We start from the raw sequence: 17416 nt of genomic DNA, 5'->3' as shown, positions 1-17416 counted from the left end.
CCCCGGGCCAGGGTAATCGGGGCGGGTCCCGTGATGGCTAACGCGCGAAGCCTTGACGGCTAACGTCGTTAGCCTCATGCTGGGGCTAACGACGTTAGCCGGGTGCTTCCCGGCCCGACCCGGGGAGTACGTCATGACCGCCACGCTCCGCACCGCCGCCGCCCCCACCCGCTCCCGCACCTTCCTCCTCCGCCGCCTCGCCTGGGGCGCGGCCGCGCTCTTCTGGCTCGCGTTCACGGTCCTGGAGGGCGTCGACCACGGCTGGCTCGTGGGCCTCGTCGCCTTCGCCGGGCTCATCGCGCCCGACCTGACGATGCTCGTGGGGGCCAGGGAGGCGGCAGGACTGGAGCACGGACAGCTGCCCCCCAGGGCGGTCCCGTACTACAACGCGGCCCACCGCGCGCTCGTCCCGCTCGCACTGCTCACCGCGTACGCTTTCGGCCCCTGGCACGCACCGGCCTTCTTCGCCCTGCTGTGCGGCTGGCTCGCGCACATCACGGCGGACCGGGCCTTCGGCTACGGCCTCCGCACCGAGGAAGGCTTCCGGCGTGGCTGAGCGGCAGGACCCGAGCCCGCGCGCGACGCAGATCCTCGTGGCGGCGCGCCGCCTCCTGGAGGACAAGGGCCCGCAGGCGCTCACGATGCGGGCGGTCGCCGACGAGGTCGGCATCCGCGCCCCGTCCCTCTACAAGCACTTCCCCGACAAGGCGGCCCTGGAGACGGCGCTGACGGCCGCGTCCCTGCGCGAGACGGCGGAGGCGCTGGAGGCCGCGGAGCGTGCCGCGCCCGGCTCGCTGCGCGCCCTCACCGAGGCGTACCGCGCCTACGCGCGCGCCCACCCGCACCTCTACCGCCTCGCGACGGACCGCCCGTTGCGCCGCCCCGCCCTCCCCGACGGCGTCGAGGACCGCGCGTCGGCGCCACTGCTGCGGGCGGTAGGGGGCGAGGCGGCGACGGCCCGCGCGGTGTGGGCCTTCGCGCACGGCATGGTCCTGCTCGAACTCGACGGGCGCTTCCCCTCGCACGCCGACCTGGACGCCGCGTGGGAGCGCGGCGCGCTGGCCTTCGCGCGACCGGTACCATGACCGCACGGCAGACGAGCCGGGCGGACGGCCGCGTGGGCCCCTTCGGGGACCCCCGAGGAACGTCCGGGCTCCACAGGGCAGGGTGATGGCCAACAGCCACCCGGGGTGACCCGCGGGACAGTGCCACAGAAAACAGACCGCCGGAGGCCTCGGCCCCCGGTAAGGGTGAAACGGTGGTGTAAGAGACCACCAGTGCCCGAGGCGACTCGGGCAGCTAGGTAAACCCCACCCGGAGCAAGGTCAAAAGGGAACACCCCGGTGTTCCTGCGCGGACGATCGAGGGCTGCCCGCCCGAGTCCGCGGGTAGACCGCACGAGGCCGGTGGCAACACCGGTCCTAGATGGATGGCCGTCGCCTCGGCACGCCGCAAGGCTCCCGAGGAACAGAACCCGGCGTACAGCCCGACTCGTCTGCCGCTCACGTGCCGCTGGGGGCGGGTGCCGTCGTGCGGCGGGGGTGTGGTGCGGCGCTTCGGTGTCGGTGGGCGCGCATGGCGTCCTCGCGCCAGGCGGCGAAGGTGGGATCGCACAGCGTGTCGCGGTACCGGCCGATTCCCATCCACCGCAGCACGGCGCCCGACCGGTCCAGGGGGGAAGCAGGTCTCTCCGGGGCCGGTGCCGCCCGCGTTCGGCTCGCCGAACGGCTCGGGTGTCCAGCCCAGCGCGGTGACCGTGTCCAGGGCGCGCAGGTTTCCGAGGACGCCGGGCATCCGGCGGGCCTGCCGCCCCAGGTCCAGGTGTTCCACCTGGAGCGGCCCCGCCTCGTCGCGCGCGTCCAGGGACGTGGACAGGTCCCCGCCGGTCCGCCCGGCGCGGCCGAGCACGCGCTTCTCCTGCGTCAGGGCCCTGCCGGAACCGTGCGGCCGGATGCGCGTGCCGCGGTGGGTGGTGATCTCGTCCGAGACCACGAACGGCATGCCCGCCCAGGTCAGGACGGCTCCGTCGCCCACGTCGGCGTCGATCGCCCAGGACGAGGGGGCGTCGCCTTCGTAGGCGACGGTGCCGGTCGCTTCCACGACGTCGAGCCGGGCTCCGGGAGCGACGTCCACCTCGACGCGGACCTCGTCCCCGCAGAAGAAGCCCGCGTCCCCGCCGAAGGTCTTGCGGCTCCACTCCTTCATGACGCGCGCGACCTGCCAGGTGCGGGTCACGGCCTCGCCGACGCGGCCCCTCGCCTGGGTGTCGGACGAGGTGAGGGACGCCGCGCCCCTGTCGTGCGGCACGTCCTCGGCGAACACGGGCGGGGAGCGGATACGGGAGTCGGCGAACGCCTCGTCGTTCGGGCTGGCCAGGTCCGGGTCGTGCGCGGAGGCCGGCATGGCGATGTGCTCGGCCACGGTGTTCACCGTGTACGGCAGCGTCGGGTTCGTCGAAGCGGGCAGGACGTTCTCACGGGCGGCCCCCTTGAGGATGTCGGGCGCGTGCCCGCCACCCGCGCCCTCCGCGTGGAAGACGTGGATGTCGCGTCCGCCGATGGCGTCGAGGGTGGTCTCGCTGAAACCGGCCTCGTTGAGGCAGTCGGCGTGCGGGGCGACCTGGAGCCCCCACCGCTCGCCTGCCCGCTACGCGGCGTCCAGCACTGCGGGGGTGGCCCCCCAGTCCTCGTGGATCTTGTAGCCCCCGGCACCCGCCAGCGCCTGCTCGTCCAGGCCGTCGGCACTGACGGTGTCGCCCTTGCCCAGGAGCATGACGTTGACCGGCAGGTCGTCGAAGCCGCGGTGCGGGTTCCTCCCCAGGTGCTGCGGGCCCGGGGGCACGGTGTTCGCCTGGGAGCCCCGGAAGGGCCGGGCGGAGGAGAGGGGCCCCGTCCGGCCCAGCGGCTCAGCTCACGACCGGTGCGGGGTCCGCCCCGAAGGGGACGGAGGCGTGGGACGTCACCGGTGCGGGGTGGTGCCACAGGCCGCGGCGGGCGAGTTCGGGGAGGACGCCCTCGCCGAACCAGTAGGCCTCTTCCAGGTGGGGGTAGCCCGAGAGTACGAACTCGCTTATCCCCACGGCCCTGTACTGCTCGATCAGGTCGGCGATCTCCGTGAACGAGCCCACCAGGGCCGTTCCCGCGCCGCCCCGGACCAGGCCCACGCCCGCCCACAGATTGGGGTGGATCTCCAGGTCGTCCTTGGACCCCCCGTTGAGGGCGAGCATGCGGCGCTGGCCCTCGGCGGAGGTACGGCGCAGGCCCGCCTGGATGCGGTCGATGTCGGCCTGGTCGATCTGGTCGAGCAGCCGCTCGGCCTCGGCCCACGCGGCCGCCGCCGTGTCCCGCGCGATCGTGTGCAGGCGGATGCCGAAGCGCGGGGTGCGCCCGTGCGCGGCCGCCGCCGTGCGTACCCGGTCGAGTTTCTCGGCCACCGCTGCGGGGGGTTCGCCCCACGTGAGGTAGACGTCCGCGTGCCGGGCCGCCACCGCGATGCCCTCGGGGGACGAGCCGCCGAAGTAGATCTCGGGCGGCGCGTCCGGCAGATTGCCGAGGCGCGAGTTGCGCACGGACAGGTAGCGCCCGTCGAAGTCGACCGTCTCACCCGCCCACAGTGCCCGCGCGATCGTCAGGAACTCGTCACATCGCGCGTAGCGCTCGGCCTTGGGCAGGAAGTCCCCGTACATCCGCTGCTCGTGGTCCTCGCCCCCCGTCACGACGTTGAGCAGCAGGCGGCCTCCGGAGAGCTTCGCGAAGGTGCTCGCCATCTGCGCGGCGAGGTAGGGGCCGACCGAGTCGGGGCGCAGCGCGACGAGGAACCTCAGCCGCTCCGAGAGCGAGCTGATCATCGCTGTCGTCACCCACGCGTCCTCGCACCAGGCGCCCGTGGGTGTCAGCGCCGCCTCGAAGCCGAGCTGTTCGGCCGAGCGCGCGATCTGCCCGAGGTACGGCACGGACGCCGGCCTGCTCGCCGCCTCGGCGGCGAGGCCGTGCCCGCCGCCGATGATGTGGCGGCCGTCGCCGCCGTTCGTGGGGAGGAACCAGTGGAACTTCAGCGGCTCGTTCATCGAATCCGTCCTTCGAGGGGGGAAGTGGTGGTGCGCGGTGGTCAGAGCTGGCCGTGGCGGGGCGGCAGGAGCCTCGACGCCGCCCAGCGGCCGAGGTGCTGCACCTTCCACGCCGCCGGGTCGTGGAGGGTGTGGGTCCGGGCGTTGCGCCAGTGCCGGTCGAGCCCTTCGGCGCTCAGCGCCGCACGGGTCCCCGCGACCTCCAGGAGCCGCGAGGCCACCTCGACGGACACCCGCGCCGAAGAGGCCCGTACGGCGGCGACGGCGAGCGAGGCGGCGGCGGCCGACTCCTCCGAGAGCGCCCCGTCGGCCGCGTCCACGGCACGGCCCGCCGCCGCGAGCAGGGCCTCCGTGCCCCGTACCGCCAGCTCCATCTCGCCGAAGGTGTGCACGACGACCGGGTCGTCGACGGCGCGCGTGATGCCGTGGAGCGCCACGGCGTCGGGGTACGGGCGCGACTTCGCCGTCACGAAGGCGGCGGCGTCGTCGAGCGCGGCGCGCGCGATGCCCGTGTCGATCGCCGCGTGGACGAGCTGGGCGTACGAGCCGTACGTCGTCGGCCCGTCGAAGACCTCGGCGTAGTCGGTGATCCACTCCTCGCCCACGGCGACGTCCGTGAAGGTCGCCGTGCCCGAAGCGGTCGTCCGCTGCCCGACGGCGTCCCAGTCGTCGGTCACCGAGACGCCGTCGGCGTCGCCGCGCACCCACGCGACGTGCAGGGGCCCTTCGGGGCCGAGGTGCGCGAGGACGGGTATCCAGTCGGCGAAGAGCGCGCCCGTGCAGTAGAACTTCGTGCCGTCGAGCCGCCAGCCCTCGCCCGCCGGGTCGCGGGTCAGGGTCGTACGGAAGTCCCGTACGTGCTTCGTGCCCCGCTCCGACTGCGCGTTGCCGAACCAGCGGCCCGCCAGGACCTCGCCGAAGAGGCGCTCCTGCTGCGCCCTGCTGCCTTGCAGGCGCAGCTGGTTGACGTAGACGAAGTGGCTCAGCGGGATCTGGCCGATGCTCGGGTCGGCGCGGCTCACGCGCCGTACGATCTCCGCCACGACCGAGGCGGGCAGCCCCGGGCCGCCGAAGGCGCGCGGCACCGTGACGGCGAGGAGGCCGCTGCGGGCGAGGCGGCCGAGCTGGGCGAAGGGGAGGACGCGGTCGCGGTCGCGTGCCGCGGCGCCCTCGGCGAACTCCCCTGCGAGGCGCTCGGCGACGGCGAGCGCGGCAGGGGCGTCGAGGAGGGGGACCCCTGAGCCCTGCCGCGAGCCGCCCGAGTCCTGTCGCGAGCCGCCTGAGCCCTGCCGCGAGCCGCCCGAGTCCTGCCGCGAGTCGCCCCGTGCGGCCTCCCTGTCCCGTGCCGCCGCCTCCGCCCAGCTGCGCGGCCCGTGCGTGAAGGCGCCCCGGTACCGGGCCGCCGGGTGGCGCGCGGGGAGCCGGTCGCCGCCGAACCACTTGCGGCGCAGTGTGCCCTCCGCGTACTCCTCCTGCGCGAGTCCGCGTGCGCGCAGCACGGGGAGTACCTTGTCGGCGAACTCCTCGAAGGAGCCGGGGATCACCCAGTTGATGACGTTGACGCCGTCGATACCGGCGGCCCGCCACCGTTCGACGGTGTCCGCGATCCGCTCGGGCGTGCCCACGACGACTGTGTCCCGCAGGCGCTGGAGGGCGAGGTCGCCCACGGTCGGCTCGCGGTCCGTGATGTGCCTGCGCAGGTTCTCCAGGAAGCCCTTGGCCGTGTTCGTGTCGACCTGGCTCAGCGGGGTGTCCGCCGGATAGGCGCGGCCCGCCTTGTCGACGAGCGCCGCGTGTGCCGCGTACCCGTCGGAGCTGACGTACCGCTGGTAGTCGGCGAACTTCGCCGCGGCTTCCTCCTCGGTGTCGCCGATGACGAAGGAGAGGCCCTGGTGGAACGTGAGGTCGTACGGGTCGCGGCCGTAGGAGGCCGCGAGCGCGCGGGTCTCCTCGATCTGCTGCCGCGCGATCTCCGGGCTCGGCGCGACGAGGAAGACGGCCTCGGCGTGGCGCGCGGCGAACTCACGCCCCGGGCCCGAGGAACCGGCCTGGAAGAGCAGCGGAGTGCGCTGCGGCGAGGGGGAGGGGAGGAAGGGTCCCTCGACGCGGTAGCGCGGCGAGGAGTGGAAGATCTTGTGGACCCCGGCCGGGTCGGCGTGCCTGCTGCCCGCCTTGTCCTGGACGAGCGCGCCCTCGTCCCACGAGCCCTCCCACAGCTTGTACGTCACGTCCACGAACTCGTCGGCCCAGCGGTAGCGCTCCGCGTGGTCCGCCAGGGCCTCGTGGCCGAAGTTGCGGTAGCCGTTGTCCTGCGTGCCCGTGACGATGTTCCAGGCGACACGCCCCTTGGAGAGGTGGTCCAGGGTGGCGAGCTGGCGCGCGAAGTTGACGGGGTGCTGCTGGAAGACGTTGCTCGTGACGGCGAGGCCGAGGTGCGTCGTGTGGGCGGCGAGCGCGCCGACGAGCACGGTCGGGTCGTTGCTGGGGATCTGGAGGCCCTCCGCCACGTACACCGACCAGTCCGCCTCGGCGTCCCCGTACAGCCCGACGACGTCGGCGAAGAACATCGCGTCGAACTTCGCCTCTTCGAGGAGCCGCGCGAGGCCGATCCACGTCTCGACGTCGTTGAAACGGTGCTGCTGGGCATCGGGCCTGCGCCACTGGCCGTGGTGGATGTGGCTCGTCGTGTTCATCACGAAGGCGTTGAAGAACAGCCGCTCGCGCGGGGCGGCGGGTACGGGGGACCGGTGCTCGCTCATCGGCCGCTCTCCTGCCTCTCCGCACGCGTGCGGTCCGCGTGGTCTGCGCGGTCCGCGTGGTCTGCGTGGTCCGCGTGGGCCGCACGGTCTGTGTGGTCCGCGTGGTCCTTACGGTCGGCGTGGGCCGCGCGGTTTCCGCGCGCCGCCGCGTGGGCGCGCGTGACCCACGCGCTCGGTGCCGTGCCGTTGAGCGCCGCGTCGCCCACGATCGTCTGCCGGTAGATGGCCGGGTTGTGCGAGGCGAGCGTGCGGGCGTTGCGCCAGTGCCGGTCGAGCCGGAAGCGCCCGGTCACCGCCGAGGCGCCGCCGACCTCGAAGATCTCCGTCGTCAGGCCGAGCACGAGGTCGATGACCGCCGACTGCGCCGAGAAGACCGCGAGGTCGGCGGCGGCGAACAGCTCGGGGTCCGCCCGGCCGGCGAGCTGGGCGCGGTGCGCCCGGTCGACCTCGTCGACGGCGGCCAGGGTGGTCGCGGACGCGCCGTACGACTTCGCGCGGACGCGGCCCACGACCTGCTGCACCTGCGGATCGCGCCGGGGCTCGGGGTAGGCGGGGTTGGCGAGGTTGCGCGTGCGCTGGTTGACGAAGGCGACGATGTCGCGCACGGCGGCGCGCGCGATGCCCGCGAGCGTGGCGAGGTGGACGAGCTGGAAGACGGCGTGGAGCGTCGTGCCGCGCGGGGTGTCCTTGGGGAAGACCTCGACGTCCTCGGACGCGATCCGTACCTCGTCGAAGACGGTCGTGCCCGAGCCCGTGAGGCGCTGGCCGAAGCCGTCCCAGTCGTCGATCCTGCGCACCCCGGGGGCCTCGGCGGGCACGAGGACGTGGGCGCCCCGCTCGGCGTCGACCGTCGCCGTGGTCTGGACCCAGTCGGCGAAGAGGCTCCCCGTGGAGTAGAACTTCGTGCCGCTCAGCGACCAGCCCGCCTCCTCGTCCCGGCCGGCCGGGCGGAGGGTCGTGGCGCTGTCCCAGAAGGAGCCGTTGCCCAGCTCCGACTGGGCGTTGCCCACGACGGCGCCCGCGGCGACGCGCCGCAGCCACCGCTCCGCGCGCGCCGCGTCCTCGTGCACGAGCCGCGATTCGACGAAGCCGATGTGGCCGCGCCACAGCTGCGGCAGATTCGAGTCGGCCTCGGCGAGCGCGATGAGCAGGCGGAAGAACCGCGGCAGGCTCACGCCGAAGCCGCCGTACGCGACGGGCACGCGCAGCCGCCCGAAGCCGGCCGCGCGCAGCGCCTTCACCTCCTCGTACGGCAACCTGCGCGCGGCGTCGCGCGCGACCGCGCCGCGGGCGATCTCCTCGATGACGGGCCCGAAGCGCTCGTCGAGTTCCGCGTCGGACGGCCCCGTGGCCAGGGCGCCGCCGCTCACGCCTGACCGACCCGGGGCAGGGCGGTCAGGAGCCGCCGTGTGTACGCGTGCCCGGGGCGTTCGAAGATGTCGTCGGCGCTGCCTGATTCGACGACTGCCCCGTCCTTCATGACGAGAATCCGGTCGCTCATGTGGTGGATCACTCCGAGGTCGTGGGAGATGAAGAGGTAGGAGACGCCCAAAGCGTCCTGGAGGTCCGTGAGCAGGTCGAGCACCTGCGCCTGGACCGAGACGTCGAGCGCCGACACGGGCTCGTCGCAGACGAGGACGCCGGGTTCGGGCGCGAGCGCCCGCGCGATGGCGACGCGCTGGCGCTGGCCGCCGGAGAGGCGCAGCGGGGCGGCGCCGAGGTGTTCGGCGCCGAGCCCGACCTGCTCCAGGAGCCGTACGGCCCGCTCCCGCGCCTCCGTACGGGACGTGGGCGGGGTGGGTCCGGTCGCGAGCGCGTCGGTGAGGACCCGCCCGACCGGCCAGCGGGGATCGAAGGAGCTGAGCGGGTCCTGGTAGATCACGCCGATCCGGGGGCGCAGCGGGCGGCGTCGCGCCTGGCTCAGGCCCGACCACGGGCCGCCGTGCAGCAGCACCTCGCCCGCGGTCGGGGTGATGAGCGACAGGGCGATCCGCGCCGTGGTGGTCTTGCCGGAGCCCGACTCGCCGACGATGCCGAGGGTCTCGCCCTGGAACAGCGTGAAGGAGACGTCGTCGACGACGGCGCGGTCGACCTTGTCGGGCCCGGTGTAGACCTGCGTGAGGTGGCGGGCTTCGAGCACGGGACGGGTGCGGTCGACGGCCCCGCGGGTACGGGGCGCGGGCGCCGCCGTACCCGCGGCGGCGGGGCCCGCGGGGCGTACCAGCCGCTGCCCGCGCGTGTGCTCGGACGGCACCGCGTCGAGCAGCGCCCGCGTGTACGGGTGCCGGGCCTCGCGCAGGACCTCGCGCACCGGGCCCTGCTCGACGATCCGGCCGTCCTTCATGACGGCGACGTCGTCGGCGAGGCGGGCCACGACGGAGAGGTCGTGGCTGATCAGGATGATCGCCCGGCCGCGGTCCTTGGCCTCGCCGAGCAGGTCGAGTATCTGGGCCTGGATCGTGACGTCGAGCGCGGTCGTCGGCTCGTCGGCGATGAGCAGCGGCGGGTCCAGGGCGATCGCCCCCGCGATGAGCGTGCGCTGCCGCAGCCCGCCGGACAGCTCGTACGGGCGCTGCCGCGCCTTCACCTCGGGCTCGGGCACGCCCGCCGAGGCCAGCAGCTCGACCGCCCTGGCCCTGCGCGAGGCCCTGGTGCCGACGCCGTGGACCTTGAGCGGCTCGGCGACCTCGTCGCCGACCCTGCGGAGCTGGTCGAGCGAGACGAGGGCGTCCTGGAGGACGAAGCCCGCCTTCCTGCCCCGTATCCGGCGCCAGGAGCGCTCGTTCTGGCGGGTCAGGTCGAGCCCGTCGAGCGTCAGCCGGTCCGCGCTCACCCGGGCGCCGCCCCCGGTGAGGCCGACGAGGGTACGGGCGGTGACGGACTTGCCCGAGCCGGATTCCCCGACGATCGCCAGGCAGCGGCCCGCGTGCGCGGCGAAGGAGATGCCGCGGACGACCTCGCGGGCGCCGAAGCCGACGCGGAGTCCTTCGACGTGGAGGAGGGGGGTTGCGGTGGCGGGCGGGGCGGACGGGCGGGTCCCGTCGCCCGCCGCCGTGGTCGCCGTGCGGGTGGGAACGGTCATCGGGCGGCTCCTTCCAGTCGTTGCCGGATCGCTCTGCCGAGCGTCGTGACGGAGAGGGCGAAGAGGACGATCACGAGTCCGGGGAGGACTTCCAGCCACCACTGCGTGGTGATGAAGTTGCGCCCGGAGTCCAGGAGCGCGCCCCACTCCGGGTTGGGCGGCGGGACGCCGAGGCCGAGGAAGGCCAGCGAGGAGGCCCACACGATGGACTGCCCGACGCCGAGGGTCACGAGTGCGACCAGCGGGCGCATGGCGTTGGGGAAGAGGTGGCGTACCAGGACCCGCCACCTGCCGTGCCCGAGCGCGTGGGCCGATTCGATGTAGCCGGCCTGGCGCACGAGGAGCACCTGGCCGCGCACCATGCGCGCGTAGCCGGGCATCGAGCTGATCCCGACAGCGAAGACCGAGGTCTTGACCGAGGGCCCGAAGACGGAGATCACGAGCAGCGCGGCGAGGAGCGAGGGGAAGGCGAAGAAGACTTCGAGCACGCGCGTGAGGACCGCGTCCACGACGCGCCCCCCGAGCGCCGAGAGGAAGCCGAGCACGAGGGCGAGCCCCATCGCGATGGCGGTCGCGCCGAGGCCGATCCCGAGCGAGAGCCTGGTGCCGTGGACGACGCGGCTGTAGAGGTCGCGCCCGGCCTCGTCGGTGCCGAAGGGGTGGTGCCAGGACGGCGCGGCGAGCGCGTCGCCGAGGTCGATGCGGGTCGGTGTCGTGGTGGCGAGCACGCCGGGGGCGAGCGCGGCGAGGGCGACGAGGGCGACGCACACGGCGGCGAGCGTGACGCCGGGGCCGGGGAGCCGCCCGAGCGCGCGGCGCGCCGCTGCCCCGTGGGCGGGCGGCTCGGGAGCGACGGGCTCCGGGGCGAGCGAGAGGCTGGTCATGAGGCACGCAACCTTGGGTCGATGACGGTGTAGGCGAGGTCGACGAGGAGGTTGGCGACGATGTACAGCGCGGCGACGACCACGACGACTCCCGCGACGGTCGGGACGTCGCGCGTGCCGACCGCGGTGTTGAGGACCATGCCGATACCGGGCCTGCCGTAGATGTTCTCGACGATGACGGCGCCCGAGACGAGCGCGCCGAGCGCCCAGCCCGAGAGCGTGACGGCGGGGAGAACCGCGTGCCGCAGGGCGTGCTTGACGCGTACCGCCGTGTCGCTCATGCCGCGTGTGCGGGCGGTCGTGACGAACGGTTCGTCGAGTACCTTGTCGAGTTCGTCGCGGATGACCTGTCCGAGGAAGCCGCTGAGCGGGATCGCGAGCGTGAGCACGGGGAGGACGAGTCCCGCGGCCCCCGACCCGCTGATGACGGGGAAGGCGGGGATCTTGACCGCGAGGACCACGAGGAGGATGACGCCCACCCAGTAGTGCGGCAGGCTCGCGGTGAACGCCTCGAAGACCGAGCCGAGGCCGCGCAGGAACCGCCCGCGCTTCACCGTGAGCAGCGAGACGGTGAGCGCGATGACCCAGGCGACGACGAGCGCCGACAGGGTCAGGACGAGGCTCGGCACGAGCTGCGCGCCGATCACCTTCGTCACCGGCTGGTACTGCGTGTACGAGGTCCCGAGGTCGCCCTTGAAGAAGCCGCCGAGGTAGTGCAGCCACTGCGAGATCAAGGGGTGGTCGAAGCCGAACTCATGTTTCACGGGGGCGAGTTCGCCCGGTGAGTAGTTCTGCTGCTTGCCGTTGCGCATGTTGAGGATGGCCGTGGCGCGGTCGCCGGGGATCAGGATCTGGGCGAGCCAGGCCAGCGAGGCCGCAGCGAGGAGGACGAGGATCGCGGAGAGGAGCTTGACGGCGGCCCTGCGGGCGGCGCGCGCCCCCGGCCGTGCGGGGCGTCCCGGCGCCGCGAGGGCGGCCGGGGACGGGGTGAGCGTGGTCATGGCGGGCCCTCACCGCTTCCCGGTGAAGTACGCGTCGGAGAAGACGGGTTCGCCCTGGCTCTTCTCGACCCAGAAGCCGTGGAGCTTGTCGGAGACGGCGATCAGCGTGTTCTGGGTGTAGAGCCCGACCCCCGCGGCCTCGTCGTTGACGACCTTCTGCGCCTGCTTGTACTGGCCGAACCCGGCGGCGGTGTCGGTGTTCGTGTTGGCCCGGTCGATGAGCCGGGTCAGCGAGGAGTCGTTGTAGAAGGAGTGGTTGTTGCCGTTCGGGTTGTCCTTGGTGGACTCGCGCCAGATGATCCACAGGATCGCGGGGCTGGGGCTGGTCCAGTACGAGGCCTGGGTGTCGTACGAGTCGGGGGTGCTGTACGTGCCGCCCCAGGACTCCGCCTGCGTGGCCGGGACGAGGGTGACGTCGAAGCCGTTCTGCCGCCACTGCTCCTGGAGCGCCTGGAGGACGGTGGCGCCCTCGCTCGTGAACTGGTAGCCGGGCCCGTACACGAGCCGTACGCGCAGCTTGCGGCCGTCCTTCGCGTAGATCCCGCCCGCGCCCCTGCTCCACCCGGCCCGCTTGAGCAACTGAGCGGCCTCGGCCGGGTCGTAGGGGTACGGGTCGGTGTCCAGGTAGCCGGGGGTCGACTGCGAGACGGACGGGTTGGGCTCGTAGGGGATCACACCGTGGAAGCCCGCGTCGACAGCGGCCTCGCGGTCGGCGGCGCGGGCGAAGGCCTGGCGGACGAGCTTGTCCGTGAACGGCCCCTGCTGCGTGTTGAGGTAGAAGGAGACCGGGTGGCCGGGGGTGATGTAGCGGATCGTGTTCCTGAACCGCGCCCGCGCGTCCTTCCAGTTGACCGTCGGGACCTCGTAGATCACGTCGGACTGGCCCGTCGTGAGCGAGGCGTAGCGCGAGGTGCCGTCCGCGACGAACTTCCAGTCGATCGTGTCGACGTACGCGGGTCCCTTGTGCTTCGCGGTCGCCGGCCAGGAGGTGTAGCCGGGGTTCTTCCTGAAGAGGACGTTCTGCCCCTTGTTCCACTTCTCGACGGTGAAGGCGCCCGAGCCGATCGGCCGCTCGCAGTTCTGTTCCTTCGTGCGGGTCTTCAGGGCGTGCGCGGACTGGATGCCGAAGTAGCCCTGCGTGATGAGGCGCAGGAACTCGGGGTAGGGCTTGTGGAGGTGGATGGCCACGTGGGTGGCGTCGACCGCCTCGGCCTTCTTGTAGTACGGGTCGATCGAGACCTTCGCCGTGCCGTTGAGGTCGCTGTGCTCGAACTGCTCGAAGTTGTACGCGACCGCCTCGGCGTCGAGCGGCGTGCCGTCGGTGAACTTCACGCCGTCCTTGAGCGTGAACGTGTAGGTGAGCCCGTCGGGCGAGGTCTTCCAGGAGGTGGCCAGCCACGGTTTGACGCTGCCGTCCTCGTCCTCGGTGACGAGACCGTCGAGCACCTGCCGCGAGATGTACGCCTGCTGAATCCAGCCGCCGAAGATGCAGGGCGGCTCCTGGACGTGCGCGTACGTGATCGTGCCGCCCTGGACGGGGGTGCCGCCGGTGCCGCCGCCGCTCGTGCCGCCCGCGCACGCGGCCAGCGCGAGGCTCGCGAGGACGGTGCCGAGCGAGGCGGTGGCGAGCGGGGCGCGGGAGCGGGGCAGGGGCCGCGGGGGCCTGGGTCGGGTCGGGGAAGTCATCGGCCGGCTTTCTCTTCCAGGAGGAGGGGCGCGGGGCGCGGGTCCGAGATGCCCTCGGGGCGCGGGAGGTGCCTGCCACCGCGGTAGCGGGCGGCCGGGTGGTTGGCAGGGAGCCGGTCGCCGCGCCCGAAGACGCGGTCGCGGAGCGATTCGCCGGGGTCGTACGAGGCGCGCAGCCGGCCCCGGGCCCGCAGCACGGGCACGACGAGGTCGATGAAGTCCCTCGCCGTGTCGAAGGTGTGGTACTGGAGCAGGTTGATGCCGTCGATGCCGATGTCGTCGAGCCAGTGCTCGATCGCGTCGGCCGCCTGCTCGGGGGTGCCGACGACCCACAGGGGGTGGCGCGAGAGGTCCCCGAAACCGGCGAGGAAATCGCCGACGGTGCCTTCGGGGTCGAGCCGTTGCCGCCGCCCGGCGAGGCCGCCGTCGACCTTCGCCGCCACGTCGGTGAGCGGGGTGTCCGGCGCGAGCGCGGTCGGGTCCCAGCGGAGCGCGGCATGCGCCAAGTAGCCCTCGGGGTCGGAGAGTTCCTGGAAGCGGGCGGCCTTGGCGCGCGCCTCCTCCTCGGTCGGGGCGACGATCACCCCGGCGTTCGTGATCACCTTGAGGTCCGCGCGGGTCCTGCCCGCGGCGACGGCGGCCTGCCGGAGGCTCCCGACGAGTTCCCTGATCCGCTCGGGGGTCCCGCCGCCGGTGAAGACGACCTCGGAGTGCCGTCCGGCGAAGGCGATGCCGTCGGCCGACTGGGTCGCGGTGAAGAGCACGGGGGTGCGCTGCCTGCTCGGGCTCGGCAGGTGCGGGCCCTCGACGCTGAAGTGCTTGCCGACGTGGTCGATCGGGCGGATCTTCGCCGGATCGGCGTACACGTTGCGCGCGCGGTCCGCGACGATCGCGTCGTCGTCCCAGCTGCCCTCCCACAGCTTGTAGAGCACGTCGAGGTACTCGTCGGCGATCTCGAACCGCGTCCCGTGCTCGACCTCGCCCGAAAGTCCGTGGTTGCGGGCCGCGTTGGGCAGGTACGACGTGACGATGTTCCACCCGACGCGGCCCTTGGTGAGGTGGTCGAGGGTGCTCGCCCTGCGCGCCCACGCGAAGGGCGGCTCGTACGTGGTCGAGAAGGTGATCCCGAAGCCGAGGTGCTTCGTGACCGCGGCCATCGCGGGGACGACGACCGCCGGGTCGTTGTTGGGGATTTGCAGCCCGCGCCTGACGGCGGTCTCCGCCGAGCCGCGGAAGGTGTCGTAGGTGCCGACGACGTCCGCGAGGAAGACGGCGTCGAAGCCGCCCTCCTCCAGGAGCCCGGCCAGCTCGGTCCAGTACTCGATGTCGTTGAACCGCTCGCGGTTGTTGTCCGGCAGCCGCCACAGGCCGTGGGTGATGTGGCTGACGCAGTTCATCTCGAAGAGGTTGAGGACGAGGCGCTTCTTGGCGGGAGCGGGGTCCGCGTCGGGGGCGGGAGCGGGCTCGGCGCCCGCGTGGTCCCCGGGCTCGTGGGCCGTGCGGTCGTGGTCGGTGCGGTCGTGGTCGGGGCGCTCGGGGGCCGTGTCGTGGTCCCCGCGCTCGTGGGCCGTGCTCATGCGAAGGCCCCCTGCCGGGTCTCGCGCGGGGCGGCCCCGTGACGGCTCGTGAGCGCCGCCGAGAAGGCGTCGACGACCCGGTACACCTCGCGGGCCGTGTCCTCCCGCACGGCGACCGTGCCGTCGGGGGATGCCGAGATGTGCTTGTCGACCACGAACCAGCCGGGGAGCACGTGCGCGGCGCCCATCGAGGTGAGCACCGGGCGCAGCGCGTAGTCCACGGCCAGGACGTGCGCGGGGCTGCCCCCGGTGGCGAGCGGCAGCACCGCCTTGCCGGTGAGGGCGTACTGCGGGAGCAGGTCCAGGAGGGTCTTGAGCAGCCCGGAGTAGGCGGCCTTGTAGACGGGTGTCCCTATCACCACACCGTCGGCCTGCTCGAACAACCGGGCCGCTTCGGCGATCGCGGGATGGCCGGGGTCGGCCCCGACGAGCGCGTCGGCGGGCAGCGTACGGACATCGAGCGGGACCACCCGGTGGCCCTGCTCGCCGAGCCGGGCGTCGATGTGGCGCAGCAGGCGACCGGTGCGGGAGGTGGGGGAGGGGCTTCCCGAGACGGAGAGCACGGTGGGCATGGGGACTCCTTCACGAAGGGCGGGACGGCAGCCCGCGCGGACCGTCGGCGGGGCACGGCCGGGCCGATCCGGGCGAGGTGGTGGAGAACGCGCAGGTGAAAGGCGTGGTGAAAGGCGTGACGGCAGGCGGAAGCGAATGCGGGGGGTGCGGAGGAGCTGCCGGGCCGAGGGGGCGTCAGGCAGGAGGCCGCGCGCTCGTGGACGGCGTTGACCCGAGGATCACGGCGGGGGAAGGCGAGGGAAGAACTCGCTCAGCAGGCGGCGCGAGGCGAACAGAGGCCGCTGGACACACCACGCACGAGGTCGACATGGCGTCGCCGCGTGAGGTCCTTGCGCTGATTCATGTGCTGGATTTAAGCAGACGGCGGGCCGATCGGTCGAGAGTCACCCCCGCCAGGGATCGGTGATGCCGTGATAGGAATTTCCTTGCACCCGGCCGGAGCTGAGGTGCGGCCGGGCGCCACCGCCCCAGCGAACCGAGGTGCCCCGTATGCGGATCGAACAGCTGGAGTACCTCCAGACCGTCGCCCGGCTCGGCTCGCTGCGCAGGGCCGCCGACGCGCTGCACCTGTCGCAGCCGGCGCTCAGCGAGACCGTCCGCAATCTCGAACGCGAACTCGGCGTCGCCCTCCTGGACCGCCACCGCTCGGGGGCCAGGACGAGCGACGCGGGGCGCGAACTGCTCCCGCACGTCGCCGCCGTCCTGGAGGCCGTGGACAGGCTCCGCCAGGCCGCCGACCACCAGCACCAGGTCAGCCGGATGGTCAGGCTCGGTACGGTGCACGCGGCGACCGTCCCGCTTCTCGTCCCCGCCGTACGCGACTTCCGCGCCGCGCACCCGCAGACGCAGGTCGAGGTCGTCACCGCGCAACAGCCCGACATCCACCGGATGCTCGCCGAGGGCAGCCTCGACCTGGGCCTCGTCAACTACCTCACGGGCGACGACCTGCCGCCCGACCTGGACTCGACGCGGCTCCTGCGCGGCCGCCCCGTCGTCTGCCTGCGCCCCGACAGCCCGCTCGCCGCGCACGCGGCCGTCGGCATCGACGCGCTGCTGAGCGAGCCCCTGATCGTCATGCGGGCCGGATACGTGATGCACCGCTACATCCACCGGCTCCTGCGCGGCCGCACCCCGGTCTTCTCCTACTCGACGGACGGTGCCGAGATGGGCAAGCTCATGGTCGCCGAGGGTCTGGGGGCCACGGTGCTCCCCGACTTCAGCGTCATCGGGGACCCGTTGGAGCGCCACGGTGTCATCACCTGGCGCCCGCTGGCCGACGCGGACGAGGACACGGAGGTCATGATGGTCGCGGAACGCCGCCGCTCCGCCTCGTACCCCCGCGCCGCCCGCGACCTCCACGAGACCCTCATCGAACGCGCCCGCCTGTACGCACGCTGACCGACAGCGGCGAGCGCGACGTCCGCGCCCCCTGCGGCGGCCGTGACCGCGTTCCGCGGGACGGCCCCCGACGTGATGTCCGCCCGCGGCCCGAACCGTCCCGAAGAAGCGGCCCACCTCACGAAGCCCCCGCCACCACGGCCGTTGCGGCTGTCGCGGCTGTCGCGGCTGTCGCGCGGACGATCACGGGGACCGGGGGGCGGCTGCCGGGAGCCCGCGGGTGGGGGTGGTGGGGGGCAGGGGTGTGGATGGGGACGGTGCGGGGTTCGGTGGGGCCCGCCGGGTTCCGTGCGGGGCTTGGCCGGTCCCTTGCGGGTTTCGCCGGGGTCCCGAGCGGCGGGCCTGCGGTGTCCCGTGCGGGGTTCGCGGGGGTCACGTGCGGGGGGTGCC

General features: G+C 73.3%; 12 protein-coding genes, 1 other RNA gene and 4 pseudogenes. 4 read left to right on the top strand and 13 right to left on the bottom strand.

The window, feature by feature from the left end; genetic code table 11:
* The first annotated feature begins 133 nt into the window (after window positions 1-133).
* The 3 genes from ACQYWQ_RS07385 (at window position 134) to rnpB (ending at window position 1498) form a co-directional block, all read left to right on the top strand.
* Entirely contained in the window at window positions 134-556 is a 423-nt protein-coding gene (locus ACQYWQ_RS07385; RefSeq protein ID WP_431033108.1) for a DUF4260 family protein, read from the top strand.
* On the top strand, window positions 549-1085 hold the full coding sequence (locus tag ACQYWQ_RS07380) for a TetR/AcrR family transcriptional regulator (RefSeq protein ID WP_431033107.1): 537 nt from the start codon (window positions 549-551) through the stop codon (window positions 1083-1085). The genes ACQYWQ_RS07385 and ACQYWQ_RS07380 overlap by 8 nt, the downstream gene beginning before the upstream one ends.
* A gap of 12 nt (window positions 1086-1097) precedes the next feature.
* Window positions 1098-1498: RNase P RNA component class A (gene rnpB / locus ACQYWQ_RS07375), an RNA gene on the top strand.
* A gap of 302 nt (window positions 1499-1800) precedes the next feature.
* Here rnpB and ACQYWQ_RS07370 read toward each other — a convergent pair.
* From ACQYWQ_RS07370 to ssuE, 13 genes and pseudogenes are all read right to left on the bottom strand, one after another.
* Window positions 1801-2577, bottom strand: a pseudogene (locus ACQYWQ_RS07370) (urease accessory protein UreD); the annotation flags it as partial.
* A 69-nt stretch (window positions 2578-2646) separates the two neighbouring features.
* A complete protein-coding gene (locus tag ACQYWQ_RS07365; protein ID WP_431033106.1) occupies window positions 2647-2841 on the bottom strand; it encodes a hypothetical protein in 195 nt (64 codons plus the stop codon).
* A 64-nt stretch (window positions 2842-2905) separates the two neighbouring features.
* Window positions 2906-4066: an LLM class flavin-dependent oxidoreductase gene (locus ACQYWQ_RS07360; RefSeq protein WP_431039095.1), complete on the bottom strand. Its 1161-nt coding sequence runs from the start codon at window positions 4064-4066 to the stop codon at window positions 2906-2908.
* A 41-nt stretch (window positions 4067-4107) separates the two neighbouring features.
* A pseudogene (locus ACQYWQ_RS07355) lies at window positions 4108-5268 on the bottom strand (SfnB family sulfur acquisition oxidoreductase); the annotation flags it as partial.
* Window positions 5269-5344: 76 nt separating this feature from the next.
* Window positions 5345-5506, bottom strand: a pseudogene (locus ACQYWQ_RS07350) (hypothetical protein); the annotation flags it as partial.
* A gap of 11 nt (window positions 5507-5517) precedes the next feature.
* Window positions 5518-6825: pseudogene (locus ACQYWQ_RS07345) on the bottom strand (NtaA/DmoA family FMN-dependent monooxygenase); the annotation flags it as partial.
* Window positions 6822-8195 carry an acyl-CoA dehydrogenase family protein gene (locus ACQYWQ_RS07340; protein ID WP_431033105.1) on the bottom strand — a complete coding sequence of 458 codons (1374 nt, stop codon included), beginning with the start codon at window positions 8193-8195 and terminating at the stop codon, window positions 6822-6824. The pseudogene ACQYWQ_RS07345 and the gene ACQYWQ_RS07340, both read right to left, overlap by 4 nt.
* Entirely contained in the window at window positions 8192-9907 is a 1716-nt protein-coding gene (locus ACQYWQ_RS07335) for a dipeptide ABC transporter ATP-binding protein (protein WP_431033104.1), read from the bottom strand. Before ACQYWQ_RS07335 ends, ACQYWQ_RS07340 begins: the two co-directional genes overlap by 4 nt.
* Window positions 9904-10791 (bottom strand): ABC transporter permease, encoded by an 888-nt coding sequence (locus ACQYWQ_RS07330; RefSeq protein WP_431033103.1) that lies wholly within the window; start codon window positions 10789-10791, stop codon window positions 9904-9906. Before ACQYWQ_RS07330 ends, ACQYWQ_RS07335 begins: the two co-directional genes overlap by 4 nt.
* A complete protein-coding gene (locus tag ACQYWQ_RS07325; protein WP_431033102.1) occupies window positions 10788-11792 on the bottom strand; it encodes an ABC transporter permease in 1005 nt (334 codons plus the stop codon). The genes ACQYWQ_RS07330 and ACQYWQ_RS07325 overlap by 4 nt, the downstream gene beginning before the upstream one ends.
* Before the next feature lie 9 nt (window positions 11793-11801).
* Window positions 11802-13478: an ABC transporter substrate-binding protein gene (locus ACQYWQ_RS07320; protein WP_431033101.1), complete on the bottom strand. Its 1677-nt coding sequence runs from the start codon at window positions 13476-13478 to the stop codon at window positions 11802-11804.
* Window positions 13475-15055, bottom strand: coding sequence for an NtaA/DmoA family FMN-dependent monooxygenase (locus ACQYWQ_RS07315; RefSeq protein WP_431033100.1), 1581 nt, complete (start codon window positions 15053-15055; stop codon window positions 13475-13477). The genes ACQYWQ_RS07320 and ACQYWQ_RS07315 overlap by 4 nt, the downstream gene beginning before the upstream one ends.
* On the bottom strand, window positions 15052-15627 hold the full coding sequence (ssuE, locus tag ACQYWQ_RS07310; protein WP_431033099.1) for an NADPH-dependent FMN reductase: 576 nt from the start codon (window positions 15625-15627) through the stop codon (window positions 15052-15054). Before ssuE ends, ACQYWQ_RS07315 begins: the two co-directional genes overlap by 4 nt.
* Window positions 15628-16117: 490 nt before the next feature.
* On the opposite strand from ssuE, the gene ACQYWQ_RS07305 reads away from it, so the two are divergent.
* Window positions 16118-17026: a LysR family transcriptional regulator gene (locus ACQYWQ_RS07305; RefSeq protein WP_431033098.1), complete on the top strand. Its 909-nt coding sequence runs from the start codon at window positions 16118-16120 to the stop codon at window positions 17024-17026.
* The last annotated feature ends 390 nt before the right edge of the window (window positions 17027-17416 follow it).

Source organism: Streptomyces sp. P6-2-1 (genome assembly GCF_050613165.1).
In the GTDB taxonomy this organism is placed as follows: Bacteria; Actinomycetota; Actinomycetes; order Streptomycetales; family Streptomycetaceae; genus Streptomyces.
This window is presented reverse-complemented; position numbering and strand designations above follow the sequence as displayed.